This is a genomic window from Bisbaumannia pacifica, assembly GCF_007989625.1.
In the GTDB taxonomy this organism is placed as follows: domain Bacteria; phylum Pseudomonadota; class Gammaproteobacteria; order Pseudomonadales; family Halomonadaceae; genus Bisbaumannia; species Bisbaumannia pacifica.
In genome coordinates, this window is record NZ_BJUK01000002.1 from 16,914 (window position 1) to 34,308 (window position 17,395).

At 63.8% G+C, this 17,395-nt stretch carries 17 protein-coding genes; 4 read left to right on the forward strand and 13 right to left on the reverse strand.

From position 1 onward, the window contains the following. Positions 1–110 precede the first annotated feature (110 nt). The 13 genes from HPA02_RS00820 to HPA02_RS00880 all read right to left on the reverse strand — a co-directional run bounded on the left by HPA02_RS00820 (position 111) and on the right by HPA02_RS00880 (position 13,055). Positions 111–830 (reverse strand): RNA methyltransferase, encoded by a 720-nt coding sequence (locus HPA02_RS00820; RefSeq protein ID WP_146800924.1) that lies wholly within the window; start codon positions 828–830, stop codon positions 111–113. A gap of 101 nt (positions 831–931) precedes the next feature. Continuing rightward, entirely contained in the window at positions 932–1,369 is a 438-nt protein-coding gene (hepT, locus tag HPA02_RS00825; protein ID WP_146800926.1) for a type VII toxin-antitoxin system HepT family RNase toxin, read from the reverse strand. Then, a complete protein-coding gene (gene mntA / locus HPA02_RS00830) occupies positions 1,359–1,754 on the reverse strand; it encodes a type VII toxin-antitoxin system MntA family adenylyltransferase antitoxin (protein WP_198057808.1) in 396 nt (131 codons plus the stop codon). The genes hepT and mntA overlap by 11 nt, the downstream gene beginning before the upstream one ends. A gap of 84 nt (positions 1,755–1,838) precedes the next feature. Then, complete coding sequence (locus tag HPA02_RS00835; RefSeq protein WP_244945831.1) at positions 1,839–2,408, reverse strand: histidine phosphatase family protein; 570 nt, start codon at positions 2,406–2,408, stop codon at positions 1,839–1,841. Between the two features lie 9 nt (positions 2,409–2,417). Beyond that, positions 2,418–3,236: a phosphonate ABC transporter, permease protein PhnE gene (gene phnE, locus HPA02_RS00840; protein ID WP_146800928.1), complete on the reverse strand. Its 819-nt coding sequence runs from the start codon at positions 3,234–3,236 to the stop codon at positions 2,418–2,420. After that, the gene (gene phnE, locus HPA02_RS00845; RefSeq protein WP_146800930.1) at positions 3,233–4,045 is read right to left on the reverse strand and encodes a phosphonate ABC transporter, permease protein PhnE; all 813 of its coding nucleotides are present in this window, start codon (positions 4,043–4,045) and stop codon (positions 3,233–3,235) included. The genes phnE (HPA02_RS00840) and phnE (HPA02_RS00845) overlap by 4 nt, the downstream gene beginning before the upstream one ends. Then, on the reverse strand, positions 4,033–4,788 hold the full coding sequence (gene phnC / locus HPA02_RS00850; protein WP_146800932.1) for a phosphonate ABC transporter ATP-binding protein: 756 nt from the start codon (positions 4,786–4,788) through the stop codon (positions 4,033–4,035). The genes phnE (HPA02_RS00845) and phnC overlap by 13 nt, the downstream gene beginning before the upstream one ends. A 78-nt stretch (positions 4,789–4,866) precedes the next feature. Then, entirely contained in the window at positions 4,867–5,871 is a 1,005-nt protein-coding gene (gene phnD, locus HPA02_RS00855; RefSeq protein WP_146800934.1) for a phosphate/phosphite/phosphonate ABC transporter substrate-binding protein, read from the reverse strand. Between the two features lie 219 nt (positions 5,872–6,090). Continuing rightward, positions 6,091–7,467 carry a sigma-54-dependent transcriptional regulator gene (locus tag HPA02_RS00860; RefSeq protein ID WP_146800936.1) on the reverse strand — a complete coding sequence of 459 codons (1,377 nt, stop codon included), beginning with the start codon at positions 7,465–7,467 and terminating at the stop codon, positions 6,091–6,093. After that, a complete protein-coding gene (locus tag HPA02_RS00865) occupies positions 7,439–9,379 on the reverse strand; it encodes an ATP-binding protein (RefSeq protein WP_186809897.1) in 1,941 nt (646 codons plus the stop codon). Before HPA02_RS00865 ends, HPA02_RS00860 begins: the two co-directional genes overlap by 29 nt. A gap of 36 nt (positions 9,380–9,415) precedes the next feature. Continuing rightward, positions 9,416–10,255, reverse strand: a complete 840-nt coding sequence (locus HPA02_RS00870; RefSeq protein ID WP_146800940.1) for a helix-turn-helix domain-containing protein — start codon at positions 10,253–10,255, stop codon at positions 9,416–9,418. A gap of 202 nt (positions 10,256–10,457) precedes the next feature. Beyond that, entirely contained in the window at positions 10,458–11,570 is a 1,113-nt protein-coding gene (locus tag HPA02_RS00875; RefSeq protein WP_146800942.1) for a histone deacetylase-like amidohydrolase, read from the reverse strand. Positions 11,571–11,597: 27 nt separating this feature from the next. After that, the gene (locus HPA02_RS00880; RefSeq protein WP_146800944.1) at positions 11,598–13,055 is read right to left on the reverse strand and encodes a Na+/H+ antiporter NhaC family protein; all 1,458 of its coding nucleotides are present in this window, start codon (positions 13,053–13,055) and stop codon (positions 11,598–11,600) included. Positions 13,056–13,420: 365 nt separating this feature from the next. On the opposite strand from HPA02_RS00880, the gene rfbB reads away from it, so the two are divergent. From rfbB to HPA02_RS00900, 4 genes are all read left to right on the forward strand, one after another. Continuing rightward, the gene (gene rfbB, locus HPA02_RS00885; RefSeq protein ID WP_146800946.1) at positions 13,421–14,506 is read left to right on the forward strand and encodes a dTDP-glucose 4,6-dehydratase; all 1,086 of its coding nucleotides are present in this window, start codon (positions 13,421–13,423) and stop codon (positions 14,504–14,506) included. Positions 14,507–14,572: 66 nt separating this feature from the next. Then, the gene (gene rfbA / locus HPA02_RS00890; protein ID WP_146800948.1) at positions 14,573–15,451 is read left to right on the forward strand and encodes a glucose-1-phosphate thymidylyltransferase RfbA; all 879 of its coding nucleotides are present in this window, start codon (positions 14,573–14,575) and stop codon (positions 15,449–15,451) included. 11 nt (positions 15,452–15,462) lie between these two features. Continuing rightward, a complete protein-coding gene (locus HPA02_RS00895) occupies positions 15,463–16,512 on the forward strand; it encodes a TDP-N-acetylfucosamine:lipid II N-acetylfucosaminyltransferase family protein (protein WP_186809898.1) in 1,050 nt (349 codons plus the stop codon). Continuing rightward, positions 16,509–17,393, forward strand: a complete 885-nt coding sequence (locus tag HPA02_RS00900) for a formyltransferase family protein (RefSeq protein ID WP_146800952.1) — start codon at positions 16,509–16,511, stop codon at positions 17,391–17,393. The genes HPA02_RS00895 and HPA02_RS00900 overlap by 4 nt, the downstream gene beginning before the upstream one ends. The last annotated feature ends 2 nt before the right edge of the window (positions 17,394–17,395 follow it).

The following is a 17,395-nucleotide window of genomic DNA, read 5'->3' on the forward strand; positions in this document are numbered from 1 at the left end:
ACTCCCACAACACCAGTGGCCACCCATACCGTGGGAGCGCGGATTTCGACGGTCCGACGCTTCGGCGATATCGCCCGAAGGGCGATCCTGGTGTCGGCGTCGGTGGGATTCTACGGCTCCAGCGACGCCAGCAGCCCGCGCAGCAGGGAGAGCTCCTTGCGGTTGGGCTGGGCGCGGGCGAACAGCGCCTGCAGGTGCTGTTCGGTGCGGGCGTGGGGCTGGGTGATAAAGCCGCTGGCCTGCATCACCCGGGCGAGGTGGGCATGGAAGTGCGCCAGTTCCTCGCGGCTCGGCTGGCGCTCCTGGGTGGGGCGAGGGGGCACATAGCCGCTCTCCGGCCGCCGGCGCCAGGCCTTGAAGACCTCATAGGCCAGCACCTGCACCGCCTGGGAGAGATTGAGGATGCCGTAGTCCGGGTTGGCGGGAATGCTCACCTGATGGCTGCAGCAGCGGATCTCGTCGTTGGTCAGGCCGAAGCGCTCGCGGCCGAAGACCAGCGCCACCGGGTCGTGCTCGGCCTGGGTGACCAGGTCGCGAGCCATGGCGTCCGGCTCGTCGTAGTGGGGCAGCGGCTGGTTACGCAACCGGGCGCTGGCGCCTACCACCTGCACGCAGTCCGTGACCGCCGCCTCCAGGGACTCCACCACCCGGGCGGATTCGACGATATCCTCGGCGCCGGCGGCCAGCCGGCTCGCCTCCGGGTCGGGAAACTGGCGGGGATTGACCAGCACCAGGTCCGTCAGCCCCATGGTCTTCATGGCCCGGGCCGAGGCACCGATATTGCCGGGGTGGTAGGTCTGGACGAGGACGACGCGAAGATTGGCGAGCATGGCAGAGTGGCACCGGTGATCAAAAACAGGCGGCAGAGTCTAGCACGGTGATAGGGGGAAGGCTGGCGTCTTCCCCAAGGGCGCCTGCGGCGCCAATCGTTTTAGCCATGGTCCGATGGTTCGTCGATTCCGCCTATCTCAGCCATCAGATAATCACGAATAAAGTGGTGCTTTCTTTCGGCAACCAGACCGAGCACGACCTCGATATCCAGATTCAGGTAGTCGTGGACGATACGGTTCCGCAGCCCGATCACGGCGTTCCAGATCGGCAGGTCGGCGGAGTCTACTCGGCCGTGAATCGATAGGCTCTTGAAGGCATCGTAGGCGGAGACCGGCACGGGTTGATTCATGGCCTTGAGGGTATGTTTCGCCTTGCCGATGGCATTTTCGCTGAGCACTTGCAGGCTGTGCAGGACCCCATTCTCCTCCAGCGGGCTCAGGGCGCGCCCTTGATCCAACAAGGTCGCGGCCTGATCCAGGACGGCACTCTGTCGTGCTGCCAACTGGCGGGTTTCCGCCAGATAAAGATCAAGCCGCATACTCTTGCTCCAGATACCAATGCTCGAGGTCATGCCAGGTACGACTCAAGAAGCGCATCCATGGCAGGTCGTCCTCTCCGGCCAAGGGAATGCCTTCTTCGGCAACTACGGCGCGAATCGTCAGGTTGGCCCGCTTCAGGTCGATAATATCGATGGTGTCCGGCTCACAGGCCAAGTGCTGAGCCAGGACGGATTTGAGACGCTCATTGCGTGACAAGGTCTCCAGTGCCGATGTGTTGTTATTTTTCCACTGGACGGCGATATCCCAGTCACTGTCCGGCCGCGCATCATCCCTGGCGCGGCTACCGATCAAGGTCGCGAAATCAAGGCCGTCGATAATCGAGAGGGCATGGCGCAGCGCTACCAGAGATTCCTGCATGGCCATCGTGGCTCCTTGGACCGCCTATCGATATCCCCATTGTCGGTGGCGTCCACCGGAGTGGCAACCGTCGGTTGTGGATTCAACCTATCAGTGCCGTGACAGCCGGGTCAGGCTGGCGGGGGCTAGGGGCGGTCGGTCGCGGTGCTCGCTTAGCGGCCGCCCTTCCAGGGCGGTGAGCAGGATCTGCAGGGGGTCGCCGTGGCTGACCAGCAGCAATGTCTGGTCGGCGTGGCGGCGCTCCAGCTCGTCGATCACCGCGGTCAGGCGTGCGGCCACCTGGGCGACGCTCTCCACCCCGGCGTGGCGGTGGGTCGGGTCTCGGGCGTCCCGGGCCCAGACCTCAGCGTAGTGGCCGTCGTCCTTGCCCTCGAAAGCGGCGAAGTGGCGTTCCCGCAACCCCGGGTGCGGAGTCAGCGCCAGGCCGAAGTGGTCGGCCAGGCGCTGGGCGGTCTGGGTGGTGCGTAGGAAATCGGAGTGGTAGATGGCGTCCGGGGCCGGGTCCTGCCAGGCGTCGATACAGGCCGCCAACTGGGCCTCGCCGCGGGCCGAGAGGCCGAAGCCGGCGACCCCGCGGACGGGGTCGCTGACGATGAGTCCCGCGGCATTGGCCTGGCTATGGCCGTGGCGCATCAGCAGATAGCGGTTGGCGAGCGGCATGGATAACTCCTAGATCAGGCGCTTGCGGATCTGCACCACGAGCAGCTCGATCAGCAGCACCACGGCGAAGATGGTCAGCAGGGCGGTGGCTACCTTGGGCCACTGGAAGAGGTTCATGGCGTCGTTGAGGACCACGCCGATGCCCCCGGCGCCGACCAGGCCGAGCACCGCCGACTCGCGCACGTTAATGTCCCAGCGGAACAGTACCACGCTGTAGAAGGCCGGCTTGGCCTGGGGCCAGTAGGCCTTGAGCAGCACCGCCAGCGGCGAGGCGCCGGTGGCGCGTAGCGCCTCCACGGTGTCCATGTTGACCTCCTCCAGGGCCTCGGAGAAGAGCTTGCCGACGAAGCCCACCGAGCGCAAGGCCACCGCCAGCACCCCGGCCAGCACCCCGGGGCCGAACACCGCCACGAAGAGCAGTGCCCAGACCAGGGAGTTCACCGAGCGCGAGGCCACCAGGAAGAACTTGGCGACCCAGTTGAGCCAGGCGGAGGGGGTGATATTGCGTGCGTTGAGCAGTGCCAGGGGCACCGCCAGCAGCAGGCTGAGCAGGGTGCCGAGGGTGGCGATATGCAGGGTCTCGAGCATGGCGCCATGGATCGTGGCCGGGTAGGCGGCCAGGTCGAGGGGCCACATGCGCCGGAACATGTCCGCCATCTGCTGGGGGGCGTCGTAGAGGAACTCGGGGATGATCTCCACGGTGCGCAGCGAGGCGATAAAGGCGGCCACCACCACCAGGTAAACCAGGTAGCGGGCGCTGCGCTCCAGGGGCGTGAAGCGCTGCCAGCGGCGGCTGTCTTGGGGCTTGGTGACGATGGATGCGCTCATTGGAAGACCCTCCGCACGGTGTTGGACAGTGCCTCACCGACCAGGATCAGGGCGATGATGGTGATCAGGATGGCGGTGACGAAGTCGTAGTCGAAGCGCTGGAAGGCGGAGAAGAGGGTGCCGCCCAGGCCGCCGGCGCCGACGATGCCGACCATGGTGGAGTTCCGCAGGTTGGAATCGAGCTGGTACATGGAGAAGCCGATAAAGCGCGAGAAGACCTGGGGCAGCACCCCGAAGAGGATGATGCTGGCGAAGCCGGCGCCGGTAGCGCGAATCGCCTCCACTTGCTTCAGCGAGATCTCCTCGATGGCCTCGGCGAACAGCTTGGCGATGAAACCGATGGAGGCCACGATCAGCGTCAGGATACCGGCCAGCGCGCCGAAGCCCACCGCCTTGACGAAGAGGATGGCGATGATTACCGGGTGGAAGGTACGGCACAGGGCGATAAACACCCGCATCGGCGCGCTGACCAGATTGGGCATCAGGTTGCGGGCGGCCAGCAGGCCCACGAACAGCGAGATCGCGATGCCCACCACGCTGGCGATGATGGCGATCTGCAGGCTCTCGATCAGGTCGCTCAGCAGCAGCTCCCAGCGCGCGAAGTTGGCGGGAAAGAGTCGCCCCAGCAGTTCGCCGCCCTGGTCGATCCCTACCAGGAAGCGCGCCCAGGTCAGGTCGAGGGTGGTGACCGCGTAGACCAGGTAGAGCACGAGGCCGGCCCACAGGGCGCGGCTGCCCCAGCTGGTACGGAAGGGGTGGGCGCGCTCTGGGTCGCTGGCCCGGGGGGAGGTGTGGTTCAGCTCAGCCATGATTCCCCCCCGTAGATGCGCTTGAGGTGGTCGTCGGTGATGCCGTCCGGGGCGCCGTCATAGACCACTTCGCCGCCGCTCATGCCGATCATGCGCTTGGCGAAGCGCCGCGCCAGGTTGACGTCGTGGATATTGACCAGGGTGGGGATGCCCTTGTCGTTGGCCAGGGTGGTGAGCAGTTCCATGATCTCCACCGAGGTCTTGGGGTCGAGCGACGAGGTGGGCTCGTCGGCCAGCAATACCACCGGGTCCTGCATCAGCGCCCGGGCAATGCCGACTCGCTGGCGCTGGCCCCCGGAGAGGGCATCGGCGCGCTGCTTGGCGAAGTCGCCGAGGCCGACGAAGTCGAGCAGGTCGAAGGCGCGCCGGATGTCCTCGGCGGCGAACTGGCGCCGCCAGGCCTTCCAGGCGGACATGTAGCCGAGGCGCCCGGTCAGCACGTTCTCCAGCACCGTGAGGCGTTCCACCAGGTTGTACTCTTGGAAGACCATGCCCACCTGGCGGCGCAGTTCGCGCAGCGGGCGGCCCTGGACCGCGGCCACGTCATCGCCGCGGAACAGGATGCTGCCGCCGGAGGGCTTGATCAGGCGGTTGATGCAGCGCAAGAGGGTGCTCTTGCCGGTACCGGAGGGGCCGATGATGGCCACGATGCCGGGCTCGTCGATGGTGATATTGATATCGCGCAGGATCGGCGTGTCGGCCACATAGGCGTGGTGCAGGCCGCGAATCACGAGATCGCTCATAGGGGGCTTCCTTCGGGCAAGAGGGGGCCGTCAGGCGGCCACAGTGGCCGCCTGGCTGGGGTCTCGAGAGGACTCGGGTTACTCGCGGGCCGCGGCGGCCTCGCGCTCGGCCAGTTGCTGCAGGCCGCGCTCGGTGTAGGCGGTGCCGGTGGCGTGGGCGATATCGCGGATCACCTGCCAGTCCTGCTGGTAGGTGATGGGGTAGAAGCGGTCGGCGCCGTCGAAGGTCTCCTGCATCTCCTCGGGGAAGCGGTAGCTGAAGAAGGCCTCCTCGATCTGCTCCACCAGCTCCGGGTTCAGGTCATGGGCATAGCCGAAGGCCGAGGTGGGGAAGCGGTCGCTGGTGTAGATGATGCGGAACTCGTCGGCCTCGACGCGGCCCGCCTCGACCATGCGATCGAAGACATCGGAGGCCACCGGGGCGGCGTCGTAGTCGCCGGAGAGCACGCCCATCACCGATTGGTCGTGCTTGCCGGAGTAGACCACCTGGTAATCCTCGTCCGGGGTCAGCCCCATGCCGGGGAAGAGCGCCCGGGGCGCCAGGTTGCCGGAGTTGGAGGAGACCGAGGTATGGGCCACGGTGCGCCCCTCGAGATCCGCCATCGACTCGATATCGCTGTCGGCGCGGACGATGGTGATCAGGTTGTAGCCCTGGAACTGGTCCTCGTAGCCCTTGACGGCGATGGGCACATAGCCGGCCAGGTTCACCGCGTAGCCGGTGGGGCCGGTGGAGAAGCCGGCGATATGCAGGCGCCCGGAGCGCATCGCCTCCACCTGGGCGGAGTTGGAGTGCACGCTGTAGTAGACCACCCGCCGGCCGGTGGCCTCGGAGAGGTGTTCCTGGAAATCGGCGAAGGCGTCCTGATAGACCGCCGGGTCTTCCACCGGGGTATAGGTGAAGACCAGGGTGCTGGGGTCGCGCCAGCGGCTCTCGTCGCTGGGCGTGTCGGCGACCATGTCCTGGTTGTCGTCGCAGTAGATATCGTCCAGGGCGCCGCGGTGGCCGCACTCCTCGGCGAGGACGGGGCCGGCGACGGCCAGCAGCAGGGCACCGGAGCAGGCGAGGGCGGATCGGATCATCATGATATGGGCATCCTTGAGCATGGCGTTATTGATGTTGTTGTTGCCCGCCGCGAAGGCGTGGCAGGACCACCTCGTGTGGCTGTTATCTCCTTAGCAAGGGGGATGCCAACTCGGTGCATCGGCACGCAGAGCGCCCCATGCCGGGGCATTCGCCCTGCCTGGCGCCCAATTCCGCACCCACGTTGGGACACTAATGACCCAAAGACGGGGGCGCCCGGGTCAGGGCTGGGACATCGGCTCCTTGCCATCCCGGAAGGCGGCCTTGTCCAGGCCATGCTTCTTCATCTTGCGGTAGAGGGTCTTGCGGGACATGCGCAGCGCCTCGGCGGCGCGCCCCACCTGGCCCTGATGGTTGGCCAGGGCGTCGCGGATCAGCTCGCACTCGAAGGCCTCCAGGCGACGTTCATGATCCGCCGTCGTGGCGGTGGCGTCGTGCTCGGCGTCCGCGGAAAGGTTAAGCCCCTCGCCCACCAGGCCGAGCACGAAGCGGTCGGCGGTATTGCGCAGTTCGCGCACATTGCCCGGCCAAGGGTGGCTGAGCAGTTGCTGGCGCTGGGCCGGCCCCAGCGCGGGCCGGGGGCGACCGAAGCGCTCGGCGGCCTCGCGGCCGTAGTAGTCGAACAGCAGCAGGATATCCTCGCCGCGCTCGCGCAGCGGCGGCAGGCGCAGGCTGGCCACGTTGAGGCGATAGTAGAGGTCGTGGCGGAACTGGCCCTGGTCGCTGAGGACCTGGAGGTCCGCCTTACTGGCCGCGACCACGCGGATATCGATGGGAATCGGCTGGGTGCCGCCGAGGCGCTCCAGGCAGCGCTCCTGGAGCACGCGCAGCAGGCGGATCTGGGCGGTCAGCGGCATCGACTCGATCTCGTCGAGGAAGAGGGTGCCGCCCTGAGCCGCCTCCAGCTTGCCGATGCGCCGCTGGCTGGCGCCGGTGAAGGCCCCCGCCTCGTGGCCGAAGAGCTCGCTCTCGATCAGCGACTCCGGCATGGCGCCGCAGTTGATCGCCATGAAGCGCTGGTCGCGCCGTGGGCTGGCCTCGTGCAGGGCCCGGGCCAGCACGTCCTTGCCGCTGCCGGTCTCGCCATAGACCAGGGTATCGATATCGGCATTGGCCAGCACCAGCAGCTGCTCGCGCAGCCTCGCCATGGCCGGCGAGTCACCCAGCAGGTGCCGGGCCAACTGGGCCTCGGTGTCGCCCTGGGGCGCGGCATCACGGTGGGCCAGGGCCCACTGGCGGTGACGCTGGGCCTGGCGCAGGCGCTCGATCAGGGTCTCCGGCGCCACCGGCTTCTCGAGGAAGTCCACGGCGCCCTCGCGCATCGCCTGGGTGGCCAGGGGAATGTCGCCGTGGCCGCTCATCAGCAGTACCGGCAGCTCCGGGTCGAGGGCCTGCAGCTCGGCGAGCAGTGCCAGGCCATCCTGACCGGGCAGGCGCAGGTCGCTGAGCACGATCGCCGCCGGATCGGCGTGCAGGGCCGCGACCACCCCCTCGGTACTGGGGAAGGCCTGGGTGGCGAAGCCCTCCAGCTCGAGCATCTCGCCGAGGGTCTCCAGCACGCAGGGGTCGTCATCGATGATCAGTATGCGTATCGACATGGTGGCTTCTTGTGGTGGGGTCGGTCGGGGCGCTGGCGGCCGGTAGCCAGAGCTCGAAACGGGTCCCGTCGGGGCCGGTCTCGGCGAGGCGAATCTGGCCGCCGAAGTCCTGCAGGATGTTGTAACTGATCGAGAGCCCCAGGCCCAGGCCCTTGCCCTCGGCCTTGGTGGTGAAGTAGGGGTCGAAGATATGCTCGCGGCGCTCGGCGGGGATGCCCTCGCCATTGTCGGCGACGCCGATCACCACCCAGGCCGGGTCGGCGGCCTGGGCCCAGCGCACGGTGATGCGTGGCGACGCCTGGCGCTGGGTGGCATCCAGGGCATTGGTCAGCAGGTTGACCAGCACCTGCTCCAGGCGAATCGGCTCGGCCAGCGCCCAGAGGTCGGCCGCGCCGCTCGGCTGCGGGCGACAATGGCCGGAGCGGGTCTGGGCCAGTTCGATGGATGCCGTGACGATGGGCGCCACCGCCACCGGGCCGACCCGGCTGTCGCTCTTGCGGGCGAAGCCGCGCAGGTGGCGGGTGATGCCGGCGGTCTTGTCGAGCAGGGTCGCCAGGCGTTCGAGCCCCGGCAGGGCGCGCTGGGGTTCGCCGCGCTCCAGCCAGCGCCCCAGGCTGTGGACCTGGTGGCGCATGGCCGTCAACGGCTGGTTGATCTCGTGGGTGATGGCCACGCTGAGCTGGCCGAGGGCGGCCAGCTTGCCGGCCTGGATCAGCTCCTCCTGGGCCAGGCGCAGGCGCCGCTCGGCCTGCAGGCGCTCCTCGGTGGCCTGGGCCAGGGCGCGCCGCGAGCGCTCCGCCTGCTGGGCGGTCTGCTGGAAGTGGTGCAGGTCCCGGGCCATGGCCGCCACCTCGTCGCGCCCGCGGATCACCACCTCGGTCTCCAGCTGGCCGCTGGCCAGGGTGCGCATATTGCTCTGCAGGCGCTGCAGGCGGCGCAGGATATTGCGCCGCACATAGAACCAGGAGATGGCCGCCGCCAGCAGCAGGCTGACCAGCGATAGCCCGAAGGTGGCGGTACTGGCGCGGGCCACCGCCTGGCTGGCCAGCTCGATATCCTGGCCGATGTCGCCATGCACCCGCCCCGTGTAGTGGGAGATCTGGGCCGCCAGCTGCTGGATATGCCGCTGGCTGTTGGTGACCAGGTAGCTCTCCTGGTAGCGCAGGTCCAGCGCCTCGTTCTTCAGCGCGAACAGCTCGCCCTCCCGGGAGGCCAGCCGCAGCAGCCGCGTCAGATCCCGCTGGGCCGAGTCGGGGAGGGGCGGCGTGCGGGCCAGCTCGTCGCGTATCGCCTGGCCCAGCGCTTCCAGGCGCAGGAAGGTGTAGTCCAGCTCGTTGAAGCTGGCATCGGTGTAGAGCTTCTCGGCCAGGGCCGCCAGGGAGTGGAGGTGCAGGCGCAGCGTGGCCCAGTCGCCACTGGCGGCATCGCCCAGGGCCTCGTCGATGCGCAGATAGAGCGGATGCAGCTCTAGGCGCCGCTGGTGGGCTTGCCAGTCGAGGCGTTCGCGGCGATCCACGTGGCGATGCAGCAGGCCGATGCTGTAGCGGATCTGGTCGCTGATCTCGACGAAGTAGCGGTTGTAGTCGGGGAGGTGGCCGACCCATTGCTGCATCTCGTCCAGGGTCTCGTCGAGGCGCGCGCGGGTCTGGGCCCGGGCATAGTTGGAGTCGCCGCCGGCCAACTGCGGCACCCGGGCGGTGAGCTGCTGGGTCAATTCATTGAGGCGTGCCGAGGCGTAGAGCGCCTCGATGCTCTCGGCGCGGATGCCCTCGAGGCGCGCCTCCAACTGCTGGCTGCTGCGAAAGGCCAGCCCCGCCGCCAGTAGCGTCATCGCCGCCACCAGGCCCAGCGCCAGGGCCAGGCGGGCGCTGATGCTGTCGGGGAGCAGGGTGCGAAGCAGGCGCTTGTACAAGACGGACATCCTTGGCCGAGGGAGCCCCTCAGGATGTCATGTCCCGCCGTCGGAGCGAGCGCGACCTTGGTCGAAGATGGGTGGGCGGTGCTGGAACAGCATGAATTGCCGGAACAGTTCCGCCTGGCTGCCGATATTCAGCTTGGCGTAGAGGCGCTTGCGATGGTTCTTGACGGTGCCGGGGGTGATGCCGAGCTCGGTGGCGATCTCCGGACCGGTGTGGCCGCGCAGGATCAGCCAGGCGACCTGGCGTTCCCGCTCGCTGAGCACCTCCTGGCCGAAGCTGTGCAGCAGGCTGGGCGACTCGTCCGGGGTGGGCAGGTGCAGGCTGCTGGCCAGCCAGAACTGGCGAATCAGCGCCTCGAGCAGTGGGAAGAGGTAGTCGAGGGTGGCCAGGAGTTCGGCCTGGCTGGTGTGGTTGCGGCGATAGAAGCCGAAGGAGAGCGACAGGCAGTCGCCGTCGTCCAGGGGAAAGAAGGCCGACGCCTCGTCGTAGAGCCCCAGGTCCCGATAGTAGGTGGCGTAGTAGTCGCTGTGGCGAAAGCCCGACGGGGCCAGCTCGTCGAGGCTGGCCAGGCCGCCGTGGCGTTCGGCTTGCCAGTGGCGGTAGCAGGGGTCGAGCAGGTACATGCGCTCCACATAGGGGGCCAGCACCCGGCGCTCCAGGTCGGCGCTGAGGTTATGGGCCAGCACCGTGGGGCGGCCCCGGGCCGCGAAATGAAAGACCACATGGCTGATGCCCGGGAAGTAGGCCTCCAGGGCCTGGCCCAGGCCGGTCAGAAACTCCGGGGAGCGGATCTGGTCCGCCAGCCGGGCCATGGGCGCCAGGCTAGCGGGGGGACGGTTGGTGGGGGACGGGGGAGGGGCCGACACCATGGGGGAGCACTGACTCCGTCAAAAGGGCAAAGTGGTCGAGGGCGACGATCATCCGGCGCTGGGGTAGAGCGATGGGCCTAGCATAGCATGGTGGCATGACCCCCAGGGCACCCACCCGGTGGCACCCCCCACCCTGTAGGAACTGACTTCAGTCGGCGATGGGCGCCAAAGGCGCCCCGATATACCACAACACCAAACGATCTCACTGCGGCCCGCGAATCTCGCCCACCAGGTCGGCGGCGCGTCCGATCAGCTCGGCCTGGTGGGGCTCGAGGCCCTGGCCGCCCCAGCGGGCGATCTCGTCATTGGCGGGGTCCCGGGCAGCGATCGCGCTGCCGGAGAGCGCCTGGATCACCGCATGGCCACAGAAGGGCACATAGCCTTCCGAGTAACCGCCCTCATGCACCATCACCAGGCGCCCCTCGCAGAGCCGCTCGGCGACGGCCACCAGCTGCTCGGTCATGCGCCCGAAGGCGGCGCTATTGAGCAGCATGCAGCCCAGCGGGTCCATGGCGCTGGCGTCGTAGCCGCAGGCCACCACGATCAGCTCCGGCCGGAAGCGCTCCAGGGCCGGGATCACCACCCGCTCCAGGCAGGCCTGGTAGGCGCCGATGCCGCTGCCGGCGGGCAGGGGCACGTTAAGGGTATGGCCGAAGCCCGCCCCCTCGCCGCGCTCCGCCAGGCCGCCACTATCCACCGGGTAGTTGCTATCGTGGTGCAGCGAGATGGCCAGCACCTCGTCGCGCTCCCAGAAGGCCTGCTGGGTGCCGTTGCCGTGGTGGACGTCCCAGTCGAGCACCGCCACCCGACGGACACCGTGGCGTTCCATCATGGTCATCACCGCCACCGGGATATTGCCCAGCAGGCAGAAGCCGCGGCCCCGGTCGCGCTCGGCGTGGTGGCCCGGCGGTCGGCACAGGGCATAGGCGTTGTCGCAGTCGCCGCGCAGCACAGCGTCCATGGCGGCGATGGCCTGGCCGGCGGAGCGTTTGGCGATCGCGTAGCTGTCCTTGCGCAGGGGCGCGCACTCGCCAGCATCGCCGAAGCCCTGCTCGCTCATGGCCGCCAGTCGCTCGAGGTAGTCACGGGTATGGAAGCGCAGCAGGTCGGCCTCCTCGGCGGGGGCGCCCTTGAGCGGCACCAGCTCGTCCATCAGGCCGGTCACCTCCAGCAGGTTGCGCAGGCGGCGCTTGGTCTCCGGGTGCTCGGCGGCGCCGGCGGGCTGCACATGGCCGCCGGGCGCGGGAAACACCGAGCAGGGGCCACCGTCATGCCATAGGCAGTGTTCGTGAAAGGCGAAGGCGGTACGGCGCATGGGGAGTCTCCTTGTGGGTGTTGTGGTTTAGCCGAGCAGGAAGAAGAGGGTGGCGCTGACCCCGGCCGCCAGCAGCACATAGGGCAGTTGGGTCAGGGCGTGTTGCATGGGGGTGATGCCGCAACCCCGGGCGCTGAGCACCGTGGAGTCGCCGAAGAAGCAGGCGTGAGAGCCGAAGGCGCCGGCGGAGATCATGGCGCCGAGGGTCAGCGGCAGGGAGGCGTCGGTGGCCTGGGCCAGCGGAATCACGATGGGGAAGGCGATGGCATAGACGCCCCAGAAGGAGCCGGTGGCGAAGGCGAGCCCCGCCAGCACCAGGAAGGTGATGCCGGGAAGCCAGGCGCCGCGCATTAGCGGCTCCACCCAGCCGATCAGCGTCTCGGTGAGGCCCAGGGACTCGTTCACCGACTGCAGCATAAAGGCGGCGAAGACGATGCCCAGCGGCAGCAGCATCTGCTGGAAGCCGGCCAGCAGCTCATCGAAGAGGCGGTTCAGCGGGGCGATATCCTGGGCCACATAGAGCGCCAGGGTCACCAGCAGGGCGAAGCCCACCCCGATCAGCGCATCGATATCGAACCACCAGGTGGCCAGCAGCAGGGTGGCCACCGGCAGCAGGAAGTTGATCAACCGCGGCGGCCGCCGGGTGCAGGTCTCCTCGGGCTGGGCCAGGGCGTCATCGTCCAGGCGAACTTCTTCGCCACGCTCGGCGGCCTTCATGCGACCCAGCACCGGCACCACCCCCAGGGCCACAAGGAGTACCAGGGCCAGCGCCACCCAGGGGTAGAAGAGGTAGGGCACCAGGCCCAGGTAGTAGGCGAAACCCTGGCCGGACTCGGCCACTCGGTTGCTCTCCAGCAGGCCGGCCAGGTAGATGGCCCAGGTGGAGAAGGGGATCAGCAGGCAGATGGGCGCCGCCGTGGAATCGACGATATAGGCCAGCATGGAGCGGGAGATCTTCAGCTTGTCGAAGAGCCGCTTCATGGCCGCCGAGACGGTCATGGCGTTGAGGTAGTCGTCGATAAAGATCAGTGCGCCCAGGCCCGTGCTACCCAGCATGGCGCCATGGCGGGTCGTCAGGTAGCGCCCGGCGCTGCGGCTAAAGGCCTCGGTGCCCCGGGCGAACTGCAGCAGGCCGATCAAACTGCCCAGCAGGCCGCAGACCAGGATGATCCAGCCCATGGTGGGGTCCTGCATCACCGTGAGGCCGGTGACCGCCATCTCCTGGACGGCGGTGGTGGGGGAGAGCAGGAGAAAGCCGCTCAGGGCCCCGGCCAGCAGCGCTTCCAGGGTGCGTTGGGTAATCAGCGCCATGCTGATCACCACCAGGGTGGGCAGCAGCACATAGGCCCCGTAGTGCCCCTCGGTGGCCAGCCAGTGGCCGCTCAAGCTGGCTACCAGGACCACCGCCAGGAAGATCAAACCACGGCGCAGGCCGCTGTCGGCGCGCAGGCCATGCCCACGCGGATGGGAGGTCGCCTTGTCCATTGTGGTCACCTTGTTGTTGTTGAGGTGTGGTGACGCCAGTGGAGCACCCCGGGCGCTGGCCTGGCGATATCCCCAAGGGGATAGGCGCACGGCCTGAAGCCCAATGAGACAGACGAGAAAGGGCCGTAACGGCTTAAGAAGGTTTCGTCGAGAAGCCAGAGAGGGGCCGGGAGAAGGCGTGTAGAGGCCCCTGGTCCACTAGCGTAGAATTACCAGGCTAGACACAACGGCGGTGCCCTAACGCCAGGGCGCTGTCCACGGGCTGACGGGCAGGGGAATCGTTCCGGAACAATCCCTGGGCGGTAGCGTGCCTGTTTACCGGCTTTACTTGTTGCCCGCCCCTTGACCCTTGTTGCGATTAATTTATGAAACTACTGATCACCGGCGGCGCGGGCTTTATCGGCTCGGCCGTGATTCGTCATATCATCCGTAACACCGCCGATAGCGTCGTCAACGTCGACAAGCTCACCTACGCTGGCAACCTGGAATCCCTGGCGGAAGTGGCCGACAGCAACCGCTATGCCTTCAAGCAGGTCGATATCTGCGATCGCGCCGATGTGGAACGCATCTTCCGCGAGCATCAGCCGGACGCGGTGATGCACCTGGCGGCAGAGAGCCACGTGGACCGCTCCATCGATGGCCCGGCGGAGTTCATCCAGACTAATATCGTGGGCACCTATACGCTGCTAGAAGTGGCCCGCGCGTACTGGAGTGGCCTGGATGCCGAGCGCCGTGATGCCTTCCGCTTCCACCATATCTCCACGGACGAGGTGTATGGCGATCTGGAGGGGCCAGAGGGCTTGTTTACCGAAGCGACTGTCTACGCACCGAGTTCGCCCTATTCGGCTAGCAAAGCAAGCTCGGACCATCTGGTGCGTGCTTGGCAGCGCACCTATGGCCTGCCGACGCTGATCACCAACTGCTCCAACAACTACGGGCCTTATCACTTCCCCGAGAAGCTGATTCCGCTGATGATCCTTAACGCCCTGGAAGGCAAGGCGCTACCGGTCTACGGCAAAGGTGAGCAGATTCGTGACTGGCTCTACGTAGAAGACCATGCCCGGGCGCTCTATAAGGTGGTGACGGAAGGGCGGGTAGGAGAGACCTACAATATCGGCGGCCATAACGAGAAGCAGAATATCGAGGTGGTGCGTACCATATGCGCCTTGTTGGATGAAATGGTACCCGTAGGAGCCCACTTTAGTGGGCGATCAGAACTTTCCTCATATCGTGACTTAATCACTTACGTTGCCGACCGTCCCGGCCACGACCTGCGCTACGCCATCGATGCCGGCAAGATTGAGCGCGAGCTTGGCTGGCGCCCGGAAGAGACCTTTGAATCCGGCATCCGCAAGACGGTGAAGTGGTATCTGGATAACCAGGCGTGGTGCCGTCGCGTGCAAGACGGCAGCTATCAGCGCGAACGGCTGGGTACCACAACAAACGTGTAGGAGCGCAGATTCTGCGCGATCCATCGCGAAGCGATGGTAGCACACAAAACACTAAAAGGAATCACCATGGCACGCAAAGGCATCATCCTCGCCGGTGGCTCCGGCACCCGCCTGTACCCCATCACTATGGGGGTTTCCAAGCAGCTGCTGCCGATCTACGACAAGCCGATGATCTACTACCCTCTCTCGGTACTGATGTTGGCGGGTATTCGCGAGGTGATGATTATCACTACCCCGGAAGACCGTGCCAGCTTCGAACGTTTGCTGGGTGATGGCAGTCAGTTCGGCATCGAGCTGATCTATTCCGAGCAGCCCAGCCCCGATGGCCTGGCCCAAGCCTTTATCATCGGCGAGGAGTTTATCGGCAGCGACAGCGTCTGCTTGGTGCTAGGCGATAACATTTTTTATGGCCAGGGTTTTACTCCAAAATTATTGCAGGCAGCGAGCCGGCAAAGTGGCGCTACGGTATTCGGTTATCAGGTCAAGGATCCAGAGCGTTTCGGCGTTGTCGAGTTTGATGATGAGCAGCGTGCTATTTCTATCGAGGAAAAACCGGCCAAACCCAGGTCACATTTCGCGGTCACCGGTCTCTACTTCTATGACAACGATGTGATCGAGATCGCCAAGGGTGTGGAGCCGTCGCATCGCGGCGAGTTGGAGATCACCAGCGTAAACCAGGCCTATTTGGAACGCGGTGACCTCAATGTGGAGCTGCTTGGCCGAGGATTCGCTTGGTTGGATACTGGCACCCACGAGAGCCTGCTGGAAGCCGCCCAGTTTGTGGAAACCATCGAAAAGCGGCAAGGGTACAAAATTGCCTGCCTTGAAGAGATTGCTTACAACCAAGGCTGGTTATCGACAGTGAGTCTGGAGGCTCAGGCTCACTATTTAAAGAAAAACAGCTACGGTGAGTATCTCTCTGCTTTGCTGCATGGAAAACTCTGAGTGGTGATTTTGTGATCTTGCATGTGGCTGGTCTAGATAAATTTATTCCTCCCTTCGTTAAGCTAGTTAGATTTGAGTTTAATGAGGAAGGACATCATTTTTGGCTCGCTGGCTCACTAGAAGCATACCCACTAGAATGTGAAAGTGATGTTCATCTGTGTGGCGGCGGAATTTATGGGAAAATCAAAGGCTATGTAACATTGTTGCGTCAGCTGCATGCCGCGCGCAAGGTGATACTCCATGGGTTGTTCAATATCAAAGTAGTGCTGTTGCTCGCGCTTTGCCCGTGGCTGTTGTCGAAATGCTACTGGGTTATTTGGGGTGGTGATCTCTACCAGTATGAAAGTGCTAAGAAATCATTGCGTTCGCGGGTTAAGGAGGGGCTGCGCCGCTTTGTGATTAGCAGAATCGGACATTTAATTACTTACATTGAAGGTGATGTCGAGCTGGCGCGGCAGTGGTACGGGGCAAAAGGCGTACATCATGAATGCCTGATGTACCTCAGCAACGTGGTCGATCCCGCTATGATCGCTACACCTACAGAAAAGCGAAATGATGACCCTCTGAATATTCTAGTTGGAAACTCTGCGGCTCCCAGCAATAACCATTTTGAAGTCTTTGAGCGACTGCTTCCCCATAAAGATGATGAAATTAAAATATTTGTTCCTTTGTCATACGGTGATCAGAGTCACGCTAAGGAAGTTATAGCTCTGGGAAAAGCCTGGTTCGGTGAAAAGCTAGTGCCTATGACTGATTTCATGCCGTTCGAGCGGTATCTTAGGTTTTTGAAAGACGTCGATATTGCGGTATTTAATCATCGTCGTCAGCAGGCTATGGGTAATACCATTTCGCTTTTGAGTATGGGAAAAACAGTCTACTTAAGAAGTGATGTGGTTCAATGGGAGCTTTTTAAGAAAGAAGGGATTGCGGTTCTTGATATTGAGCGAAATGATCTTAAACTACTGGATTTCGAGGTGGCTGCCCATAATGTCCAGTTGATTAAGAAGAAATTTAGTCGGGAAAAGCTAATAGAGCAATATGCCAGGATTTTTTATCCGTGAAAAGATTTGCATTTTACCTGCTAGGTAAAAAAGGTTATCTCTGTCTAGCTCGATTTCTCGAAGAGTATGGTGGAGAGGCAGTGGCTTTCGTGGTTTCGGCGAAAGATAAAGGGGTTAAGAAAGACTACTTTGATGAGATATCGGGTCTTTGCCGAAAATATGCTATAAAGCTATACGAACGTTCGGAACGTGTTTGTGATAGCTTTGATGTAAGTTTTGCGATTGGTTGGCGCTGGATGATTCCAGATAGTAGTAAATTGATCGTATTTCACGATTCGCTTTTGCCAAAATACCGAGGTTTTTCTCCTCTCGTGAATATGCTAATCAGAGGGGAGGAAAGGATTGGGGTTACAGCCCTTTTTGCTTCTCATGATTACGATTCAGGAGAAATAATTGACCAGCAATCAATTCGGATAACTTATCCAGTAAAAATATCCGAAGCAATTGACAAAGTGTCTTGCCTTTATGAAAAGGTGTTTCTAAGGATAATTGGTTGCTTGGTTTTTGGGGAGGAGCTGAAAGGTGCTCCACAAGATGAAGACGTCGCAACGTTTAGTTTATGGCGTGATGAGTCGGATTATGAAATAGATTGGGGCGTTGGTTCAGACGAACTGAAGCGCTTTGTGGATGCAGTGGGGTATCCATACTCTGGAGCCAAAACAAAATTGCATGGCGAGTGGGTTCGAATTGCGGACGTAGAGTTAGTGAAGGATGTTGAGGTTGAAAGCAGGAAATCTCATCTTGGTAAAGTTATATTTATGGATGATGGTTGTCCAGTCGTAGTTTGTGGCAGGGGGTTAGTGAAAGTGGTTAATATTGTTGATGCTAATGGCAACTCCCTGATTGGAAAAATCTCCTTTCGAACACGATTTGGTGCCTGACT

Excerpts from the sequence above, each read along its gene's own strand:
- HPA02_RS00880 (WP_146800944.1), bottom strand. The coding sequence starts at position 13,055 with ATGGACAAGGCGACCTCCCATCCGCGTGGGCATGGCCTGCGCGCCGAC.
- HPA02_RS00820 (WP_146800924.1), bottom strand. The coding sequence starts at position 830 with ATGCTCGCCAATCTTCGCGTCGTCCTCGTCCAGACCTACCACCCCGGC.
- phnE (WP_146800928.1), bottom strand. The coding sequence starts at position 3,236 with ATGAGCGCATCCATCGTCACCAAGCCCCAAGACAGCCGCCGCTGGCAG.
- rfbA (WP_146800948.1), top strand. The coding sequence starts at position 14,573 with ATGGCACGCAAAGGCATCATCCTCGCCGGTGGCTCCGGCACCCGCCTG.
- HPA02_RS00875 (WP_146800942.1), bottom strand. The coding sequence starts at position 11,570 with ATGCGCCGTACCGCCTTCGCCTTTCACGAACACTGCCTATGGCATGAC.
- HPA02_RS00870 (WP_146800940.1), bottom strand. The coding sequence starts at position 10,255 with ATGGTGTCGGCCCCTCCCCCGTCCCCCACCAACCGTCCCCCCGCTAGC.
- phnE (WP_146800930.1), bottom strand. The coding sequence starts at position 4,045 with ATGGCTGAGCTGAACCACACCTCCCCCCGGGCCAGCGACCCAGAGCGC.
- phnC (WP_146800932.1), bottom strand. The coding sequence starts at position 4,788 with ATGAGCGATCTCGTGATTCGCGGCCTGCACCACGCCTATGTGGCCGAC.
- phnD (WP_146800934.1), bottom strand. The coding sequence starts at position 5,871 with ATGATGATCCGATCCGCCCTCGCCTGCTCCGGTGCCCTGCTGCTGGCC.
- HPA02_RS00835 (WP_244945831.1), bottom strand. The coding sequence starts at position 2,408 with ATGCCGCTCGCCAACCGCTATCTGCTGATGCGCCACGGCCATAGCCAG.
- hepT (WP_146800926.1), bottom strand. The coding sequence starts at position 1,369 with ATGCGGCTTGATCTTTATCTGGCGGAAACCCGCCAGTTGGCAGCACGA.
- mntA (WP_198057808.1), bottom strand. The coding sequence starts at position 1,754 with ATGGCCATGCAGGAATCTCTGGTAGCGCTGCGCCATGCCCTCTCGATT.
- HPA02_RS00860 (WP_146800936.1), bottom strand. The coding sequence starts at position 7,467 with ATGTCGATACGCATACTGATCATCGATGACGACCCCTGCGTGCTGGAG.
- rfbB (WP_146800946.1), top strand. The coding sequence starts at position 13,421 with ATGAAACTACTGATCACCGGCGGCGCGGGCTTTATCGGCTCGGCCGTG.